Genomic DNA, 16,582 nt, shown 5'->3' on the forward strand with positions numbered 1-16,582 from the left:
AATCCCGACCCTGGCCCTCATGGCCGGACTGCCCGCCCGGGCCGAGACGGTCGCCCCGGTGATGGACAGGGGCGATGTCAGCTGGATGATGGTCGCGACCGTGCTGGTCCTGCTCATGACCCTGCCGGGTCTCGCGCTGTTCTACGGCGGGCTGGTGCGGTCGAAGAACATGCTTTCGATCCTGATGCAGACGACCGCCATCGCCTGCGTGATGATGCTGGTCTGGGTGGTCTACGGCTATTCCCTGGCCTTCGGCGGGTCGACCAGCCCGCTCTGGGGCGGCACGGGCAAGCTGTTCCTTGCCGGAGTGACCCCGGACAGCATGGCCGCGACCTTCAGCCCGGACCGCGTCATCCCGGAATACCTGTTCGTCGCCTTCCAGATGACCTTCGCCGCGATCACTCCGGCGCTGATCATCGGCGGCTTTGCCGAGCGGGTGAAGTTCGGCGCGGTCCTGGTCTTTTCGGTCCTCTGGGCCACGTTCTCGTACTTTCCGATCGCGCATATGGTCTGGGACGCGAACGGCTATCTCTACGGCCGGGGGGCGATCGACTTTGCCGGGGGAACGGTGGTGCATGTCAACGCCGGGATCGCGGCGCTGGTGGGCGCGCTGGTGATCGGGCCGCGCCTCGGCTATGGCCGCGACAACATGGCGCCGCATTCCATGGTGATGACGATGATCGGCGCCGCGATGCTCTGGTTCGGCTGGTTCGGCTTCAACGTCGGCTCGAACCTCGAGGCGAATGGCGGGGCGGCGCTGGCGATGCTGAACACCTTCATCGCCCCGGCCGCGGCAACGCTGGTCTGGTGCCTGCTGGAGGCGGCGCAGCGCGGCAAGGCCAGCCTCCTTGGCGCGGTTTCGGGCATGGTGGCCGGTCTCGTCGCCGTCACCCCGGCCTGCGGCACCGTCGGCCCGATGGGCGCGATCGCGCTGGGGGTGCTGGCGACGCTGGCCTGCTATGTCTTCGTGACGGTGGTGAAGATCCGCCTGGGCTATGACGACAGCCTGGATGTCTTCGGCATCCACGGCATCGGCGGCATTGTCGGGGCCATCCTGACCGGGGTCTTCTCGGCCACGGCTTTCGGCGGGGTGAAGGGCGGGGACTACGCGATCCTGCCGCAGCTCTGGGTCCAGCTCGAGGGCGTGCTGCTGACCGTGGTCTGGTCGGCGGTCGTCTCTTACGCCGCGTTCAAGCTGGTCGACCTGACCATCGGCCTGCGCGTGGACCGCGAGACCGAGCGGCAGGGCCTGGACCTTACCAGCCATGGCGAGCAGGCCTATCACAGCTGAGCCGCGGGGATCCCTCCTCGTTCGACTTCGTCTCCTCGTCGGCCCCTGGCGAGGAGTACGACGTCATCGACGAGCCGCCCTTTCGCCTGCCGGCTGCCTGCTCTAGGGTCCGCCCGGCAAGGAGCGGCGATGCAGACCGAAGGCGATGCGTTGAAGGGCGTGGCGATGGTGGCGGTGGCGACGCTGCTCTTCGCCGCCGGCGACACGATGGGCAAGCACCTGGCCCTGCTTTACGCCACCCCGCTGATCCTTGCCGCGCGCTACGCGCTGAACCTCGCCTTCGTCGCCGCGACCATGGCCCCCCGCCATCGCGGCGCCATCTGGCGGACGCGGCGCACCGGGCTGGTGTTGGTGCGAGGCCTCAGCCTTGCGCTGGCCTCGGTCACCATGCTGCTGGCGCTGCGGGTCATGCCGGTGGCCGAGACGGTGGCGATCATGTACATCACGCCGGTCCTCGTCATGCTGGCCTCGGCCCGCTTCCTGGGCGAGCGGATCAGCCCGCTCGGCTGGCTCGGGGCGATCCTGGGCTTTTCCGGCGTCCTTCTGATCGCGCGGCCGGGCAGCGGGCTGGATCCCTGGGGCGTCGGGCTGATGCTGGTCAACGCGCTTCTCGGGACGGTCTATCACGTCCTGACCCGCGTCCTCAGCCGGACCGAGACGACGATGGCGCTGATGTTCCATACCGCGCTGGTGGGAACGGTCCTGTTTCTCGCCGCGGTTGTGGCGCTGGGCCCCGGCCCGCTGCCCGGCGTGCTGGACCTGGGCCTGATCCTGGCCCTCGCGGCGCTGTCGACGCTGGGTCATCTCCTCCTGACTTCGGCCTATCGCGAGGCCCCGGCCTCGCTCCTGGCGCCGGTCAACTACCTGCACATCGCTTTCGCCACGGTGCTGGGCTGGGCCGCCTTCGCGCAGATCCCGGATGCGCCCGGTTTCGCCGGCATGGCCCTGATCGCCTCGGCGGGATTGCTGGCGGCCTGGCGGGCCAGCCGCTAGGCCAGCGAGATCAGCGCGGTCCCGGCCACCGCCAGCGCCGCCCCGGCCCAGGCGGCGGGGCCCGGCGGGCGGCCGCTGACGGCCCAGACCATCGGCAGGATCAGGATCGGCGTCGTCGAGGACAGGGTGGTCACGATCCCCACATCCCCCCGCGCCAGCGCCGCCATCAGCAGCGACATGCCGATGAACATGCCGGTCAGCGCGGAAAGCCCGATCCGGCGCGCATCGGACGGGGCCAGCGGCGCGGCAGGCCGCAGGCGGGGCACCGAGAGGAGCAGCGCGAAGAACAGGACCGCAAGGCAGGTGCGGATCGCGATGGCGGTGAAAGGCTCGGTTCCGGCCAGCATCGCGGGGCGGGCGGTCAGGTTGCCAAGCGCCTGCATCAACGCGGTGACCAGCCCCAGCGCAGTGCCCAGCCCGAGGGCGCGCATCCTGCCGGTCCCCTCCGCCCCGCGCGGACCAAGGATCGCCAGCACGATCCCGGCAAGGATCAGGACCACGCCAAGCCCCTGCGCCGGCGAGATCGTCTCGTCCCGGAACAGGAAGCCGAGCGCCAGCGCGAAGGGGGCCGAGAGGGTGAAGAACAGCGCGAAAAGCCGCGGGCCCAGGGTCTTGATCGCGGCGATGTAGGCCAGGCCGCCGACCATCACCCCGGTCGCCGAGGAAGCGGCAAGCCAGAGAAAGCCGTCGGCGGTCACCGTCCTCCAGCCGCCAAGGACCAGCGCGGCGGCCGCGGTCAACAGGCAGGCGAAGATCATCTGCCAGCGCACCAGTTGCAGCGCGCCGACGCGAGAGGACACGCCGTCGACGTAGAGCGAGCCGAGCGCGAAACAGGCCGCCGCCGCGAGGGACAGGACGACGGCCAGCAAGGTGTCAGATCACCTGCGCGATGGCGGCGGCGAGGACCGGGACGGTCTTCGCATTCAACCCGGCGATGTTGATCCGGCTGTCGCCGACCATGTAGATGCCATGCTCCTCGCGCAGGCGGATCACCTGCGCCTCGGTCAGGCCAAGGCGGCTGAACATGCCGCGATGGTGGGCGACAAAGTCGAAGCGGTCGGAGTTCGTCGCGCGGCGCAGCTCGTCGGCCAGCTGCTTGCGCAAGGACAGCATGTTCTGCCGGACTTCCTCCAGCTCGGCCTTCCAGTCGGCGGTAAGCGTGGCGTCCTCGAGGATCATCGTCACCAGCCGCGCGCCATGGTCGGGCGGGAAGCTGTAGTTCTGCCGGTTGAGGAAGTTCAGGTTGCCCTGCACCACCGCCTTGCGCTCGGGCGAGGTCAGTGCGACCAGGATCCCGGTCCGCTCGCGGTAGATGCCGAAGTTCTTGCTGCAGGAGGCGGCGATCAGCACTTCCGGGAAGGCGGCGGCGATCTTGCGGGTGGCGGCGGCATCTTCCTCCAGCCCGTCGCCGAAGCCCTGGTAGGCGAGGTCGACGAAGGGCACCGCCTGCTTGCGCTGGAGAAGCGCGATCACCTGGTCCCACTGGTCGGGCGACAGGTTGGCCCCGGTCGGGTTGTGGCAGCAGCCATGCAGAAGGACCGCATCCCCGGCCGCCACACCCTCGAGGTCGGCCATCAACCCGGCGAAGTCGATGCCCGAGGTGGCGACGTCGAAGTAGCGGTATTCCACCCCGGTCATGCCGAGGTATTTCACGATCGAGGGATGGTTCGGCCAGGTCGGCGCCGACATCCAGACCCGGGCCTTCGGGTTGGCCATGCGGATCAGCTCCAGCGCCTGCCGGATCGCGCCCGTCCCGCCCGGCGTGGCGACCGAGGCCGCGCGGTCGGCGTAGCCTGCGCCCAGGATCATGCCGACCAGGGCGGCGTTATAGGCGGGCTCGCCGGCCAGGCCGGTATAGGTCTTGGTCGTCTCGACTTCCCACAGCTTCTTCTCGGCCGCCTTCACGGCGCGCATCACCGGGGTCAGGCCGGTCGCGTCCTTGTAGACGCCGACGCCAAGGTCGATCTTCGTGGTCCGCGGATCCTCGCGGAACATGGCGATGAGGGCCAGGATCTTGTCCTGCGGCTGGGGGTTCAGGGTCTCGAGCATCTCGTCCTCTGGGCGTCACGGCCCGGTTGCGACCCGCAGGTCGTCGTACATGCCCCATTCGGCCCAGGAGCCGTCATAGAGCGCATGGTTGCGGTGGCCGATCCGTTCCAGCGCAAGGCTCAGGATCGCCGCCGTCACGCCCGAGCCGCAGGTGGTGATCGCGGGCTTCTTCAGGTCCACGCCTGCCGCCTCGAACAGGGCCTTCAGCCCGGCCGGGGATTTCATCGTGCCGTCCGGGTTCAGCACCTCCGCCGCGGGGATATTGCGCGAGCCGGGGATATGGCCGCCGCGCAGGCCGGGCCGGGGTTCCGGCGCCTCGCCCCGGAAGCGGGCGGCGGGGCGGGCGTCCAGGATCTCGGCCTCGGCCAGCTTGGCGGCATGGGCGACCTGGGTGACGTCCTTCACCAGATGGTTCTGGCGCGACACGGTGATGTGGCGGTCGCGGATGACCGGGGGCATGTCCTCGATCTCGCGGCCCTCGGCCTGCCATTTCGGAAAACCGCCGTCCAGCACCGCCACGTCGGTCTTGCCCATCAGCCGGAAGGTCCACCAGACCCGCGCCGCGCTGAACAGCCCGGAGCCGTCGTAGACCACCACCTGATGCCCGTCGCCCACGCCCATGGCGCGCAGTCGCGAGATGAACTTTTCGGACGGGGGCGCCATGTGCGGCAGGTCGGACCGCTGGTCGGAAATCTCGTCGATGTCGAAGAAACGCGCGCCGGGGATATGGGCGGCGGCATATTCCGCCTTCGCGTCGCGGTTCTGGGCGGGCAGGTACCAGCTTGCGTCCAGCACCCGCAGGTCGGGATCGCGCAGGTGCTTTGCCAGCCAGTCGGTCGAGACCAGCGTCTTGGGGTCATCCTGCGGCGAAGGGGTCATCTGGCGTCTCCCGGAGGCGTCACCGGGATATACCCGCGCCTGAAGGGGCGGCGCAAGCGGGCATCAGGCGGCGCGGGGGCCAAAAGCCGCCCCCGCGCCGTCGAAATCACTTGGCGAGCGTCTTTTTCAGAAGGCCGACGATCGCGGTCAGCACCGCCCCGCCGACACCCCCGCCCGCGACCGACTGGATGATCGCGTTCAGGTCGAGGCCCGCCGCCGCAGCCCCGGCATCGCCGCCCAGCATCCCCATGAGAATGCCGCCAAGCGCGCCCCCCGCGGCACCGACGGCGGAATTGCCCGCCGTCCCTAGGGTCGCATTCTTCAGACCCATGCCGGCGAGATTGCCGCCGACGAGGCCCGCGATGATCTGGATGATCAACTCCATGCCCATGCCCACAACCTTTCCCTTTTGCCGGGTCCCGGTCTCCGGAATGGCCCGGCTTTGCCCCGGACTTGCTGCCCGGTAGGCGGAATCATGCCAGAAAAGTGCGAATCCGGCAAGGAATTGCAGAAATGCGACCTGTCAATCGCGGCTGTTCTGTTTCAGCAGCCGCGCCTTCTGCCGATCCCAGTCGCGTTTCGCGCTGGTCTCGCGCTTGTCGGCCAGCTTCTTGCCCTTGGCGATGCCCAGCTTCAGCTTCACGATGCCGCGGTCGTTGAAGTACATCTTCATCGGGACGATGGTCATGCCCTCGCGCCCGACCGCCGACCAGAGCCGCCCGAGTTCCTTGCGGGAAACCAGCAGCTTGCGCCGACGCCGCTCCTCATGCCCGAAGGTCTTGGCCTGCAGGTAGGGCGCGATGTAGCCGTTGATCAGCCACAGCTCGCCGCCCTCGACGCTGGCATAGCTCTCCGCGATGTTCGCGCCGCCCTGCCGCAGCGACTTCACCTCGGAGCCGTAGAGCACGATCCCGGCCTCGAGATCGCTTTCGATGTGATAGTCGAACCGCGCCCGCCGGTTCTCGGCGATCAGTCTGGAATTGGGATCGGATTTCGCAACCATGATCGCCGTGAGATAAGGTCTGGCCGGGCCTTAGTCCAGACGCTTCACCGACCGGACCGGCGTCGCCCTGCGCCGGCCTGCCGGCCCCCTTGTTCAGGCATGGGTCTGGAAATGGTCAAATTTTACCCGCCAAGGTGGTGTCGCCCCACGACAGATAACCCTATCGTCGGATTTTCACCGTGCTGCCAGAATTCTTCCCGAAATGGCTCCAATTTGGCTGGACTTTAAACAAATCAGTTCGTTCTGGTGCGCATCAGCCCGGCACCTCCCAGGTCCGCCGGAAGGAAGTCGCAAGGATGAGTACCGTGAGTACCGAGCTGGAGCCCGAGGATTGGGGTGACGAGCTGGCGCCGGGAACCGAGTTGTTCCATGGCCAGTATGTGATCGAGCGGCACCTGCGGTCCGGCGGATTCGGCATCACCTATCTGGCGCGCGACAGCCTGCAGCGACGCGTGGTCATCAAGGAATGCTTCCCCCAGGACCTGTGCATGCGCCCCAGCCGCGCGGTGCGGGCGCGCTCACGCACCTATGGCGCGGGGGTGTCGACCCTGATCCAGAAGTTCATCGGCGAGGCGCAGGCCCTGGCGCGGATCCGCCATCCCAACGTGGTCCGTGTCCACCAGGTGTTCGAGGACAACGACACCGCCTACATGGTGCTCGACTTCATCGAGGGTCGCGAACTGGGCGACGAGATCGCCGAGGCCCCGCTGGCCCCGCAGGAAATCCGCGCGGCGCTGTTGCAGCTTCTGGACGCGGTGGCGGTGATCCACGACAGCGGGCTTCTGCACCGCGACATCTCGCCGGACAACATCATGCTGGACACACAGCGCCGGCCGGTGCTGATCGACTTCGGGGCGGCGCGCGACACCCTGCCGGGGGACAAGCGCCCGGTCTCGACCCTGCATGTGGTGAAGGACGGCTATTCCCCGCAAGAGCTTTATGTCCAGGGCGCCGAGCAGGGGCCGTGGAGCGACCTCTACGCGCTGGCGGCCACCTTCCACCACCTGATCACGGGCGAGGCGCCGCCGAACAGCCAGTTGCGGCTGGCGGCGCTGGCCACCGGCGCGCCCGATCCCTACCGGCCGCTCGCCGGCCGGCTCGACACCTATCCGCCCGCCTTCCTCGCGGCGATCGACAAGGCGCTTTCGGTCCTTGCGCGCGGCAGGATCCAGTCCGCCCGCGACTGGACGGCACGGATCACCGGAGAGATGGCGCCGCAGCCGCAGCCGCAGCCGCCGGTGCCGGTGCCGGTGCAGCCTGCGCCAAGGCCCATCGCCTCCGGCCCCGAGCCGCGACTGATGGCGCTGGCCCGCGCGGCGGCCGGGATGGCCGCAGTGCTGGCGCTGGGCGCGGTGATCATCTCGACCGTCTAGCCCTTCAGTTCCTCGGTGATCCTGACCGGCCCGACCGCGCCCTTCAGTTTCGCACGGTAGATCACCACGCCCTCGGCCACGCGCATCACATAGGTGCGGGTCTCTGCGAAGGGGATCGCCTCGACCCAGTCGATCACGTCCACATCCGGCCGCCGGGGATCGCCGAACTCGGCCAGCCAGCCACGCGGACGGCCGGGCCCGGCGTTGTAGCCCGAGGCGACCAGCGCGATCGAGGGGCCGAACTCCGCCACCATCTCGGCCAGATAGGCCGAGCCCATCTTCACGTTATAGGCCGGGTCCGACAGGAGCTTTCCCACCTCGTGCGGGACGCCCAGCTTGCCCGCCATCAGCTTGGCCGTCCCCGGCAGGACCTGCATCAGCCCGCGCGCATCGGCCGAGGATCGCGCCCCCGGATCGAACTCGCTTTCCCGGCGCGAGATCGCCAGCGCCAGCGCCCGGCTGACCTTGAGGCCATCGGGCACGAAATCCGGGACCGGGTAATAGGCCGCGGGCAGGATCAGCCCGCGCTCGGCCGCGGCCTTGCCGATCAGGACGGCAAGGTGCGGCTCGTTCCAGTCGGTGACCATCGCCGCCATCTGCGCCAGCCCCGTCGCGTCCTGGGTCTCTGCCAGATGCAGCAGGAACCGCTTCGCCAGCGTCCGGTCGCCCGCCTGCCGCAAAAGCTCCGCCGCCTCCATCACCGAGGACTGGCGGAAGGCCGCGCCCTTCCAGTCGGGGGCCGCGGTGCCGGTCAGCAGGCCCGCATCCAGCGTCATCCCCAGCCGCTCGGCCGCGAGAAGACCGTAATACGCCGTCTGGTGTGCCGCCGCCGCCTGGTAGCTGGCGCTGCCATCCTGCCCGGCTGCCTCTTGCGCGCGACCGATCCAGTAATGCGCCCGCGCCAGGCTGATCGGGGTCGAGACCCCGGCCAGAAGGTGCTGGAAATGCTTCAGCGCCGTCCCCGGATCGTCCAGCCGCCGCAGCGCGACGAAGCCGGCCAGGAACTCCAGGTCGGCATAGGCCGGGCCAGCCTCCAGATGGTGGCTGGCCGCGACCCGGTAGGCCTCGGCCGGACGGCCCTGGCGCATCAGCCAGCGGGTCAGGGTCGTGCGCCGCTCGGCCCAGGCCTCGGGCCGGCCCAGGAGGTCGGCGCTGGCCGAGCGTTCCAGGATCAGCGGCAGTGCCTCGTCGTAAAGGTCCCGCCTCATGCGCCAGATGAAGCGGTCCAGCGCCAGACCCGCATCCCCGGCCCGCGCCTTCGGGACGGCGCCGATCAGCGCGGTCACGCCCTTTTCGTCATTCTGCAACGCGATTCGCGCCCGGGCCAGGGCGCGCAGATCCTCGGGCACGCGGGCGAGCATCCGGTTGGCCTGCCCGGGCCTGCCGGACCAGAGCAGGTTGTCCAGCCGCAGTTCATGGACGAAGCCCACCGCATCGGGCGCAAGCGCGAGGAGCGCATCCTCCTCCTCGGGAGTGAAGGACAGTTCGGCCCAGGCGCGCATCGCCTCGGTCTCGGCATCGGCCATGCGCCCGGCGGCCTGCAGGGCGCGGACATAGGCCAGCGCCCCCTTGCCGGTCACGGGCAGGCCGCCCGCGAACCAGGCGATGACCCGCGCCGGATCGGTCGAGCGCGCCACCGCCTCCTCGCCCTTCTCGCGCAACAGCGGCAGGCCGGGCCAGTCCGGCCTGCGGGCAAGGAAATCCTCGTACTCGCCCAGCCGCCCCTCGCCGTCCCGCAGGCGCTGCCATTCCACCAGGTCGCGGCCCACGCCCGCCGGCGCCACCGCCAGCGCGCCATCCCAGTCCTTGCCCGAAGCCAGCTCCAGCGCCGTGCGCAACGCCTGGGCGGTATCCGCCCGGACCGGCCCGGCCAGAAGCGCGGTCGCCACAAGCAGCGCGCGAAGAAATGTCCTGTCCCTCATGGGGTGAATCTGCCAAAGCGGGCGGCGCGCCACAACCCACGACTGCGTTAGCGGCAAGTCTTGGCATTGCAGGGTCCAGCCGCTATGAGAAACGCGCTTTCTAGGGCAATTCCGCCCCATCACGAGGAGAAGCGTCATGATCAGAGGGTCCCTTCCAGCCCTGGTGACGCCGTTCAAGAACGGCGAGCTGGATCTGGTGACGCTGAAGAAACTCGTGGACTGGCACATCGCCGAGGGATCGCATGGCCTCGTCCCGGTCGGGACCACCGGCGAAAGCCCGACGCTCAGCCATGCCGAGCACCAGAAGGTGATCGAGGAAGTCGTCGCGGCCGTCGCGGGCCGGGTGCCGGTGATCGCGGGCGCGGGCTCGAACAACACGGTCGAGGGCATCAGCCTGATGCGCCATGCCGAAAAGGTCGGCGCCACCGCCGCACTGGTCGTGACGCCCTATTACAACAAGCCGACGCAGGCCGGGATGGTCGCGCATTTCACCGCGCTGCACGACTGCTGCCAGCTGCCGATCGTGATCTACAACATCCCCGGCCGCAGCGTCGTCGACATGACGCCCGAGACGATGGGGACGCTGGCCAAGCTGCCCCGGATCATCGGCGTCAAGGACGCCACCGGCAAGATCGAGCGCGTCTCGATGCAGCGTGCCGCCTGCGGGACGGACTTCATCCAGCTCTCGGGCGAGGATGCGACCGCGCTTGGCTTCAACGCGCATGGTGGCGTGGGCTGCATTTCCGTCACCGCGAACGTCGCGCCGCGCCTCTGCGCCGAGTTCCAGGAGGCGACGCTGCGCGGCGACTATGCCAAGGCGCTGGAGTATCAGGACAGGCTGATGCCGCTGCACGAGGCGATCTTCATCGAGCCGGGTCTCGTCGGCGCGAAATATGCGCTTTCGGTCCTGGGCCTGTGTTCCGAGGAGGTGCGCCTGCCGCTGGTCGGGCTGACCGATGGCACGAAGGGCAAGATCAAGGCGGCGATGAAGCACGCCGGGCTGATCTGAGGCACAAAATTCTTAAGTAAGAATTTTGGCAAATCCTTTACTTAAAGGATTTGGGTCTGCTGCATCGGCGGGACGCTTGCCATTTCCGTCCCGCCCGCGCAACTTGCGCTCCGGAGGCCCCCCAATGCGCAGCTCGAAAACCATCCATGTCATCTCGGCCCATGCCGAGGGCGAAGTCGGCGATGTCATCGTCGGTGGCGTTGCTCCGCCGCCCGGCGAAACCCTGTGGGAGATGCGCGACTGGCTCTGGCGCAACCAGACCCTGCGCAATTTCGTCCTGAACGAGCCGCGCGGCGGTGTCTTTCGCCATGTCAACCTGCTGGTCCCGCCCAAGGACCCCCGGGCGCAGATGGGCTTCATCATCATGGAGCCCGAGGACAACCCGCCGATGTCCGGCTCGAACTCGATCTGCGTCGCGACCGTGCTGCTGGACAGCGGCATCATCCCGATGACCGAGCCGGTCACCGAACTGACTCTCGAGGCCCCCGGCGGCCTTGTCACCGTCCGCGCCGATTGCCGGGGCGGCAAGGCCGAGCGCATCCATGTCCGCAACCTGCCCTCCTTCGCCGACCGGCTGGGCGTGCCGCTGGACGTGCCGGGGCTTGGCCGGCTGACCGTGGACACCGCCTATGGCGCCGACAGTTTCGTCGTGGTGGATGCCCGCGCCCTTGGCTTCACCCACATGCCCGAGGATGCGCACCGGATGGCGAAACTGGGCGTGCAGATCACCACGGCGGCGGATGAACAGCTGGGGTTCAGCCATCCCGAAAACCCGGACTGGCGGCATTTCTCCTTCTGCCTTTTCGCCGGGCCGCTGCAGAAGGTGCCCGACGGCTGGGAGACCAGCCACGCCGTCTCGATCCGCCCCGGCAAGGTCGACCGCTCGCCCACCGGCACCGCCGTATCCGCCCGCCTGGCGATCCTTGCGGCGCGTGGCCAGATCGGCCCGGGCGAGGTGCTGCGCGCCCGCTCGCTGATCGGTGGCCAGTTCGAGGGACGGATCGTCGGTGCGGCCAAGGTCGGCGGGCTGGACGCGATCCTGCCGGAAATCTCCGGCCGGGCCTGGATCACCGGCACGCATCAGCACATGCTCGACCCCGCCGACCCCTGGCCCGAGGGCTATCGTCTGTCCGACACCTGGGGCGCTCGGTGAGTCAGAACCAGCGCGGCGCGCTGTTCATGTCGGCCTCGATGGCGGGATTCGCGGTCGAGGACGTGCTGGTGAAGGCCGCCGCGCGCGAGATGCCGCTGGCCCAGGTCCTGCTGGTGATCGGGCTGGCGGGAATGCTGGTCTTTGCCGCGATGGCGGCCCGCAGGGGCGAGGCGCTTTTCCCCGCCGCCTTCCTGTCGCGCGCCATGCTGGTCCGGTCCGCCTTCGAGGTGACGGGGCGGCTTTTCTATGGCCTCGCGATCACGCTGACCGCGCTTTCCACCACCTCGGCGCTGTTGCAGGCGACGCCGCTGGTGGTGGTGGCCGGGGCGGCGCTGATCTTTGGCGAGAAGGTCGGCCCGGCGCGCTGGCTTGCGGTGCTTCTGGGTTTTGCCGGGGTGCTGGTGATCCTGCGGCCGGGGGCGGATTTCTCGCCCCTGTCGCTTCTGGCGGTGGTCGGCTTCCTCGGCTTTGCCGGGCGCGACCTGGCGACGCGGGCGGCCCCGAAGGGCCTGTCGAACCGCCAGCTTGGCGCATTGGGCTTCGCCATGCTGGCGCTTGCCGGGGCGATCCTGATGGCGGTCGAGGCCAGGGCGGTGGTGCCGGGCATCCATGGCCTGGCGCTTCTGGCCGGGGGGACGCTGTTCGCCGTGCTGGGCTACCACGGCCTGACCTTCGCCATGCGGACCGGGGAGGTCTCGGCGGTCACGCCCTTCCGCTATACGCGGCTGGTCTTCGCCATGGTGCTGGCGATGGCGCTGTTCGGCGAACGGCCGGACCTTGCCACCTGGATCGGCGCCGCGATGGTCGTGGGCTCGGGCGTGGTCGCGCTGCGGCGGGCATAGCGCAGTCTTTGGATGGGCGAAGCACCAATCTTACCGGGCGTCACAGCCGGTGATAGGGCCCGCCCGCAAGGATCGTCGCCGCGCGATACAGCTGCTCGGCCGCCATCACCCGGACCAGCATGTGCGGCCAGACCATCCGCCCGAAGCTGAGCACCAGATCCGCCCTTGCCCGCAGGCCGGGGTCCACCCCGTCGGCCCCGCCGATCACCAGCGCCGCATCCTGCCGCCCGGCATCGCGCCATTGCGCCAGCGCCTGCGCGAATTCCGGGCTGGAGAGCGTCTTTCCCCTTTCGTCCAGCACGCAGAGCGCCGCGCCCTCGGGGATCGCGCGGGACAAGAGCGCCGCCTCCGCCGCCATGCCGCCGCCCTTCCTGTCCTCGACCTCATGCTCGGTCGCCGGGCCAAGGCCAAGGGGCCGCCCGGTCCGCTCCAGCCGGGCAAGGTATTCGTCGACCAGCGCGCGCTCGGGCCCGGCGCGCAACCGGCCCACGGCGCAGAGGTGCAGCCGCATCAGCCCTGGGCAGAGCGGGTCGATCCCGCCGGCAGCCACATCTTCTCCAGCTGGTAGAACTCGCGCACCTCGGGGCGGAAGACGTGGACGATCACGTCGCCCGCATCGATCAGCACCCAGTCGCCGGTCTCTTTCCCCTCCATCCGGACGGAAATCCGCAACTCCTGCTTCAGCCGGTCCGCCAGTTTCTCGGAGATCGAGGCGACCTGGCGCGACGACCGGCCCGAGCAGATGACCATGTAATCCGCCACGTCCGAGCGGCCGCGCAGGTCGATCTGCACGATGTCCTCGGCCTTGTCGTCATCGACGGATTTCAGCACCAGCGCCAGCACGTCCTGGGAACTGTGCCCTTCGCTGACGGGGGCGGCGGGCGTCGGGCGCGGGCCGACCGGCAGGCCGGTGGCGGGATCGGAATGCGACAGGACCTGGTCCTCCTGGAAAAGCGCGGCAACGGGCCCCCGCGCCGGGCCATGGATCAAGATTAGCACCGGAAAGGGCCGATCTCAACCAAGGGCGGGCGGGTACGCCTTATTCCGCGCCAAGGCAAGCGCCCTTGCCCCGAGGGGGGCGGGGGTGGCGCGCGGCGGAGCCTCCGGCGGGAGTATTTGTCGAAAAGAGCAAGAGCGGGCGCATTCGCGGCGGGCCAGGAGGGGCGGGTCCGCAAGCGGTGTTGCCAGCTTGCCTGGCGGGCGTTTCGGGATTATATCGGCGGCATGTCCGGGTTCATCTATTTCGACATCACCGATCATGCGCGGCTTCCGGCCCGGTTCTTCGGCATGACCCGCACGATCCTCGCCCGCGCCTGACGCGGATCGCCGCCCCTTCGTCCTTCCCAAGCCATCCCGAACCTGAAGGTGAGAGCCATGACCGCTCCGCGCACGCTTTATGACAAGATCTGGGACGACCACGTCGTCCACCAGGCCGAGGACGGCACCTGCCTCCTCTACATCGACCGCCATCTGGTGCACGAAGTGACCAGCCCGCAGGCGTTCGAAGGCCTGCGGATGACCGGCCGCAAGGTGCGCGCGCCGGAAAAGACCATCGCCGTGCCGGACCACAACGTGCCGACGACCCAGGGCCGCGAGAACCCCGACCAGATGCCCGAGGAAAGCCGCATCCAGGTGGCGGCGCTGGACAAGAACGCGCGCGACTTCGGGATCAACTACTATCCCGTGACCGACATCCGCCAGGGCATCGTCCACATCGTCGGCCCCGAGCAGGGCTGGACCCTGCCGGGCATGACCGTGGTCTGCGGTGACAGCCATACCGCGACCCACGGGGCCTTCGGTTCGCTGGCGCATGGTATCGGCACCTCGGAGGTGGAGCATGTACTGGCCACCCAGACGCTGATCCAGAAGAAGTCGAAGAACATGAAGGTCGAGATCACCGGGTCGCTCCGCCCCGGCGTCACGGCCAAGGACATCACCCTGTCGGTGATCGGCGCCACCGGCACGGCGGGCGGCACCGGCTATGTCATCGAATACTGCGGCCAGGCGATCCGCGAGCTGTCGATGGAAGGCCGCATGACCGTCTGCAACATGGCGATCGAGGGCGGCGCCCGCGCCGGCCTGATCGCGCCGGACGAAAAGACCTTCGCCTATGTCATGGGCCGCCCGCACGCACCGAAGGGCGCGAAGTGGGAGGCGGCGCTGGCCTACTGGAAAACCCTCTTCACCGACGAGGGCGCGCATTTCGACAAGGTCATCACCATCAAGGGCGAGGACATCGCCCCGGTCGTCACCTGGGGCACCTCGCCCGAGGACGTGCTGCCGATCACCGGCGCCGTCCCCGCGCCGGAGTCGTTCTCCGGCGGCAAGGTCGACGCGGCGCGGCGCTCCATCGACTACATGGGCCTGACGGCGGGGCAGAAGCTTACCGACATCGCCATCGACACGGTCTTCATCGGCTCTTGCACCAACGGCCGGATCGAGGACCTGCGCGCCGCGGCCGAGATCCTGAAGGGCAGGAAGATCAAGGTGAAGCGCGCGATGGTCGTCCCCGGCTCCGGCCTTGTCCGGGCGCAGGCCGAGGAAGAGGGCCTGGCGCAGATCTTCATCGACGCGGGCTTTGAATGGCGGCTCGCCGGCTGCTCGATGTGCCTTGCGATGAACCCCGACCAACTCGCCCCCGGCGAACGCTGCGCCGCGACCTCGAACCGCAACTTCGAAGGCCGTCAGGGCCGCGGCGGCCGCACGCACCTGATGTCCCCCGCGATGGCGGCGGCGGCGGCGATCACCGGGCATCTGACCGATGTGCGCGAAATGATGGGCGTGGAGGCCTGAGCATGGACAAGTTCACCACCCTGACCGGAATCGCGGCCCCGATGCCGCTGGTCAACATCGACACCGACATGATCATCCCCAAGCAGTTCCTGAAGACCATCCAGCGGTCGGGCTTGGGCAAGAACCTGTTCGACGAGATGCGTTACACCGAAGGTGGCCAGGAGATCCCCGATTTCGTCCTTAACCAGCCCGCCTACCGGCAGTCGCAGATCATCGTCGCCGGCGACAACTTCGGCTGCGGCTCAAGCCGCGAGCACGCGCCCTGGGCGCTGTTGGATTTCGGGATCCGCTGCGTGATCTCGACCAGCTTCGCGGACATCTTCTACAACAACTGCTTCAAGAACGGCATCCTGCCGGTGGTGTTGCCGCCCGAGGCCGTGGCGCATCTGATGGATGACGCAAGGAAGGGCGCCAACGCGCGGATTACCGTGGATCTGGAAGCGCAGACCGTCGCCGCCTCCGACGGCAAGGTCTTCGCCTTCGAGGTCGATGCCTTCAAGAAGCACTGCCTGCTGAACGGGCTGGACGACATCGGCCTGACGCTGGAAAAGGCCGCCGCCATCGACGCCTTCGAGGCGAAGAACGCGAGCCTGCATCCCTGGGCCTGACCCGGTGACGGCGCCGCCGCCTCTGCCCGACCCTTCCGCCACGGCGGGCGGCGGGACGAGGCGGCTGGTCGTCATGGGCGTTTCCGGCTGCGGCAAGTCCTCGGTCGGGGCGGCCCTGTCGGCCCGGCTGGGCATCCCCTATGTCGAGGGCGACGCGCTGCATTCCCGACAAGCGGTGGCGAAGATGCGCGCCGGCGTGCCGCTGACGGACGACGACCGCTGGCCCTGGCTGGACCGGGTGGCGCAGGTGCTGCGCGACCGGGCTCCGGTGATCCTCGGCTGCTCGGCGCTGAAACGGGCCTACCGCGACCGGATCCGGGCCGGGGCAGGGGGGCCGGTGACCTTTGTCCATCTTTCGGGCAGCCGGGCGCTGATCGCCGCGCGGATGGCGGCGCGGTCCGGGCATTACATGCCGCTTGCGCTTCTCGAAAGCCAGTTCGCGGCGCTGGAGCCGCCGGGGCCGGAAGAGGCGATCACGGTGGATATCGCCCTCGGCCTGCCGGAGCTGGTCGAAACCATCCTGTCCCGCCTGTCCTGACGTCCGGGTCGGGACGACTGCCGGAACGGGTGCTGCGCGCGGCCTTTCCTGTCGCGCTTTCGTCCCCCATGCCAGCGGTTCCTCGGACCGATGGCGAAACCGCTGGCATACCCCGAGAGTATTCCGCCA

The 16,582-nt window shown here is 68.9% G+C and carries 17 protein-coding genes; 9 read left to right on the plus strand and 8 right to left on the minus strand.

Going from position 1 to position 16,582, the window contains the following annotated elements; all coding sequences use genetic code 11:
* Nucleotides 1-19: 19 nt before the first annotated feature.
* Both ACE3UA_RS11305 and ACE3UA_RS11310 read left to right on the plus strand, forming a co-directional pair.
* Nucleotides 20-1,291 carry an ammonium transporter gene (locus tag ACE3UA_RS11305; RefSeq protein ID WP_374645303.1) on the plus strand — a complete coding sequence of 424 codons (1,272 nt, stop codon included), beginning with the start codon at nucleotides 20-22 and terminating at the stop codon, nucleotides 1,289-1,291.
* Nucleotides 1,292-1,420: 129 nt separating this feature from the next.
* Nucleotides 1,421-2,284 (plus strand): DMT family transporter, encoded by an 864-nt coding sequence (locus ACE3UA_RS11310; RefSeq protein WP_374645145.1) that lies wholly within the window; start codon nucleotides 1,421-1,423, stop codon nucleotides 2,282-2,284.
* Here the strand turns inward: ACE3UA_RS11310 and ACE3UA_RS11315 are convergent.
* The 5 genes from ACE3UA_RS11315 to smpB form a co-directional block, all read right to left on the minus strand.
* The gene (locus ACE3UA_RS11315) at nucleotides 2,281-3,153 is read right to left on the minus strand and encodes an EamA family transporter (protein ID WP_374645147.1); all 873 of its coding nucleotides are present in this window, start codon (nucleotides 3,151-3,153) and stop codon (nucleotides 2,281-2,283) included. The two genes, ACE3UA_RS11310 and ACE3UA_RS11315, sit on opposite strands and share 4 nt — an antisense overlap.
* 4 nt (nucleotides 3,154-3,157) lie before the next feature.
* The gene (locus ACE3UA_RS11320) at nucleotides 3,158-4,333 is read right to left on the minus strand and encodes an aromatic amino acid transaminase (protein WP_374645149.1); all 1,176 of its coding nucleotides are present in this window, start codon (nucleotides 4,331-4,333) and stop codon (nucleotides 3,158-3,160) included.
* 15 nt (nucleotides 4,334-4,348) lie between these two features.
* Nucleotides 4,349-5,212, minus strand: coding sequence for a 3-mercaptopyruvate sulfurtransferase (gene sseA, locus ACE3UA_RS11325; RefSeq protein ID WP_374645151.1), 864 nt, complete (start codon nucleotides 5,210-5,212; stop codon nucleotides 4,349-4,351).
* 106 nt (nucleotides 5,213-5,318) lie between these two features.
* Nucleotides 5,319-5,603: a hypothetical protein gene (locus tag ACE3UA_RS11330; RefSeq protein ID WP_374645153.1), complete on the minus strand. Its 285-nt coding sequence runs from the start codon at nucleotides 5,601-5,603 to the stop codon at nucleotides 5,319-5,321.
* 132 nt (nucleotides 5,604-5,735) lie between these two features.
* Nucleotides 5,736-6,215 carry an SsrA-binding protein SmpB gene (gene smpB / locus ACE3UA_RS11335; protein ID WP_197642414.1) on the minus strand — a complete coding sequence of 160 codons (480 nt, stop codon included), beginning with the start codon at nucleotides 6,213-6,215 and terminating at the stop codon, nucleotides 5,736-5,738.
* 296 nt (nucleotides 6,216-6,511) lie between these two features.
* Between smpB and ACE3UA_RS11340 the strand changes: the two genes are divergently transcribed.
* Nucleotides 6,512-7,588 (plus strand): serine/threonine-protein kinase, encoded by a 1,077-nt coding sequence (locus ACE3UA_RS11340; RefSeq protein WP_374645155.1) that lies wholly within the window; start codon nucleotides 6,512-6,514, stop codon nucleotides 7,586-7,588.
* Here ACE3UA_RS11340 and ACE3UA_RS11345 read toward each other — a convergent pair.
* The gene (locus tag ACE3UA_RS11345; protein WP_374645157.1) at nucleotides 7,585-9,510 is read right to left on the minus strand and encodes a transglycosylase SLT domain-containing protein; all 1,926 of its coding nucleotides are present in this window, start codon (nucleotides 9,508-9,510) and stop codon (nucleotides 7,585-7,587) included. The genes ACE3UA_RS11340 and ACE3UA_RS11345 overlap by 4 nt on opposite strands.
* 136 nt (nucleotides 9,511-9,646) lie before the next feature.
* Here ACE3UA_RS11345 and dapA point away from each other — a divergent pair, with 136 nt between their 5' ends.
* From dapA to ACE3UA_RS11360, 3 genes are all read left to right on the plus strand, one after another.
* Nucleotides 9,647-10,519 (plus strand): 4-hydroxy-tetrahydrodipicolinate synthase, encoded by an 873-nt coding sequence (gene dapA, locus ACE3UA_RS11350; protein ID WP_374645159.1) that lies wholly within the window; start codon nucleotides 9,647-9,649, stop codon nucleotides 10,517-10,519.
* 124 nt (nucleotides 10,520-10,643) lie between these two features.
* Nucleotides 10,644-11,672: a proline racemase family protein gene (locus tag ACE3UA_RS11355; protein ID WP_374645161.1), complete on the plus strand. Its 1,029-nt coding sequence runs from the start codon at nucleotides 10,644-10,646 to the stop codon at nucleotides 11,670-11,672.
* Nucleotides 11,669-12,514: a DMT family transporter gene (locus ACE3UA_RS11360; protein WP_374645163.1), complete on the plus strand. Its 846-nt coding sequence runs from the start codon at nucleotides 11,669-11,671 to the stop codon at nucleotides 12,512-12,514. Before ACE3UA_RS11355 ends, ACE3UA_RS11360 begins: the two co-directional genes overlap by 4 nt.
* A gap of 40 nt (nucleotides 12,515-12,554) precedes the next feature.
* Here ACE3UA_RS11360 and rlmH read toward each other — a convergent pair whose 3' ends face one another.
* Nucleotides 12,555-13,025 carry a 23S rRNA (pseudouridine(1915)-N(3))-methyltransferase RlmH gene (gene rlmH, locus ACE3UA_RS11365; RefSeq protein ID WP_374645305.1) on the minus strand — a complete coding sequence of 157 codons (471 nt, stop codon included), beginning with the start codon at nucleotides 13,023-13,025 and terminating at the stop codon, nucleotides 12,555-12,557.
* Nucleotides 13,025-13,513, minus strand: coding sequence for a ribosome silencing factor (rsfS, locus tag ACE3UA_RS11370; RefSeq protein WP_374645165.1), 489 nt, complete (start codon nucleotides 13,511-13,513; stop codon nucleotides 13,025-13,027). Before rsfS ends, rlmH begins: the two co-directional genes overlap by 1 nt.
* Before the next feature lie 375 nt (nucleotides 13,514-13,888).
* On the opposite strand from rsfS, the gene leuC reads away from it, so the two are divergent.
* Genes leuC through ACE3UA_RS11385 form a run of 3 tightly spaced genes read left to right on the plus strand, consistent with a single transcriptional unit; the run spans nucleotide 13,889 to nucleotide 16,453 of the window.
* A complete protein-coding gene (gene leuC / locus ACE3UA_RS11375; RefSeq protein WP_374645167.1) occupies nucleotides 13,889-15,307 on the plus strand; it encodes a 3-isopropylmalate dehydratase large subunit in 1,419 nt (472 codons plus the stop codon).
* Between the two features lie 2 nt (nucleotides 15,308-15,309).
* Nucleotides 15,310-15,915, plus strand: a complete 606-nt coding sequence (leuD, locus tag ACE3UA_RS11380; protein ID WP_374645169.1) for a 3-isopropylmalate dehydratase small subunit — start codon at nucleotides 15,310-15,312, stop codon at nucleotides 15,913-15,915.
* 4 nt (nucleotides 15,916-15,919) lie between these two features.
* Complete coding sequence (locus ACE3UA_RS11385) at nucleotides 15,920-16,453, plus strand: gluconokinase (protein ID WP_374645171.1); 534 nt, start codon at nucleotides 15,920-15,922, stop codon at nucleotides 16,451-16,453.
* Nucleotides 16,454-16,582 lie beyond the last annotated feature (129 nt).

Source organism: Tabrizicola sp. (assembly GCF_041919135.1).
Classification (GTDB): Bacteria; Pseudomonadota; Alphaproteobacteria; order Rhodobacterales; family Rhodobacteraceae; genus Tabrizicola.

Bases quoted from the DNA above. Each gene is read 5' to 3' on its own strand.
- ACE3UA_RS11305 (WP_374645303.1), top strand. From the start codon at position 20: ATGGCCGGACTGCCCGCCCGGGCCGAGACGGTCGCCCCGGTGATGGAC.
- ACE3UA_RS11310 (WP_374645145.1), top strand. From the start codon at position 1,421: ATGCAGACCGAAGGCGATGCGTTGAAGGGCGTGGCGATGGTGGCGGTG.
- ACE3UA_RS11320 (WP_374645149.1), bottom strand. From the start codon at position 4,333: ATGCTCGAGACCCTGAACCCCCAGCCGCAGGACAAGATCCTGGCCCTC.
- sseA (WP_374645151.1), bottom strand. From the start codon at position 5,212: ATGACCCCTTCGCCGCAGGATGACCCCAAGACGCTGGTCTCGACCGAC.
- ACE3UA_RS11330 (WP_374645153.1), bottom strand. From the start codon at position 5,603: ATGGGCATGGAGTTGATCATCCAGATCATCGCGGGCCTCGTCGGCGGC.
- smpB (WP_197642414.1), bottom strand. From the start codon at position 6,215: ATGGTTGCGAAATCCGATCCCAATTCCAGACTGATCGCCGAGAACCGG.
- ACE3UA_RS11340 (WP_374645155.1), top strand. From the start codon at position 6,512: ATGAGTACCGTGAGTACCGAGCTGGAGCCCGAGGATTGGGGTGACGAG.
- ACE3UA_RS11345 (WP_374645157.1), bottom strand. From the start codon at position 9,510: ATGAGGGACAGGACATTTCTTCGCGCGCTGCTTGTGGCGACCGCGCTT.
- dapA (WP_374645159.1), top strand. From the start codon at position 9,647: ATGATCAGAGGGTCCCTTCCAGCCCTGGTGACGCCGTTCAAGAACGGC.
- ACE3UA_RS11355 (WP_374645161.1), top strand. From the start codon at position 10,644: ATGCGCAGCTCGAAAACCATCCATGTCATCTCGGCCCATGCCGAGGGC.
- rlmH (WP_374645305.1), bottom strand. From the start codon at position 13,025: ATGCGGCTGCACCTCTGCGCCGTGGGCCGGTTGCGCGCCGGGCCCGAG.
- leuC (WP_374645167.1), top strand. From the start codon at position 13,889: ATGACCGCTCCGCGCACGCTTTATGACAAGATCTGGGACGACCACGTC.
- leuD (WP_374645169.1), top strand. From the start codon at position 15,310: ATGGACAAGTTCACCACCCTGACCGGAATCGCGGCCCCGATGCCGCTG.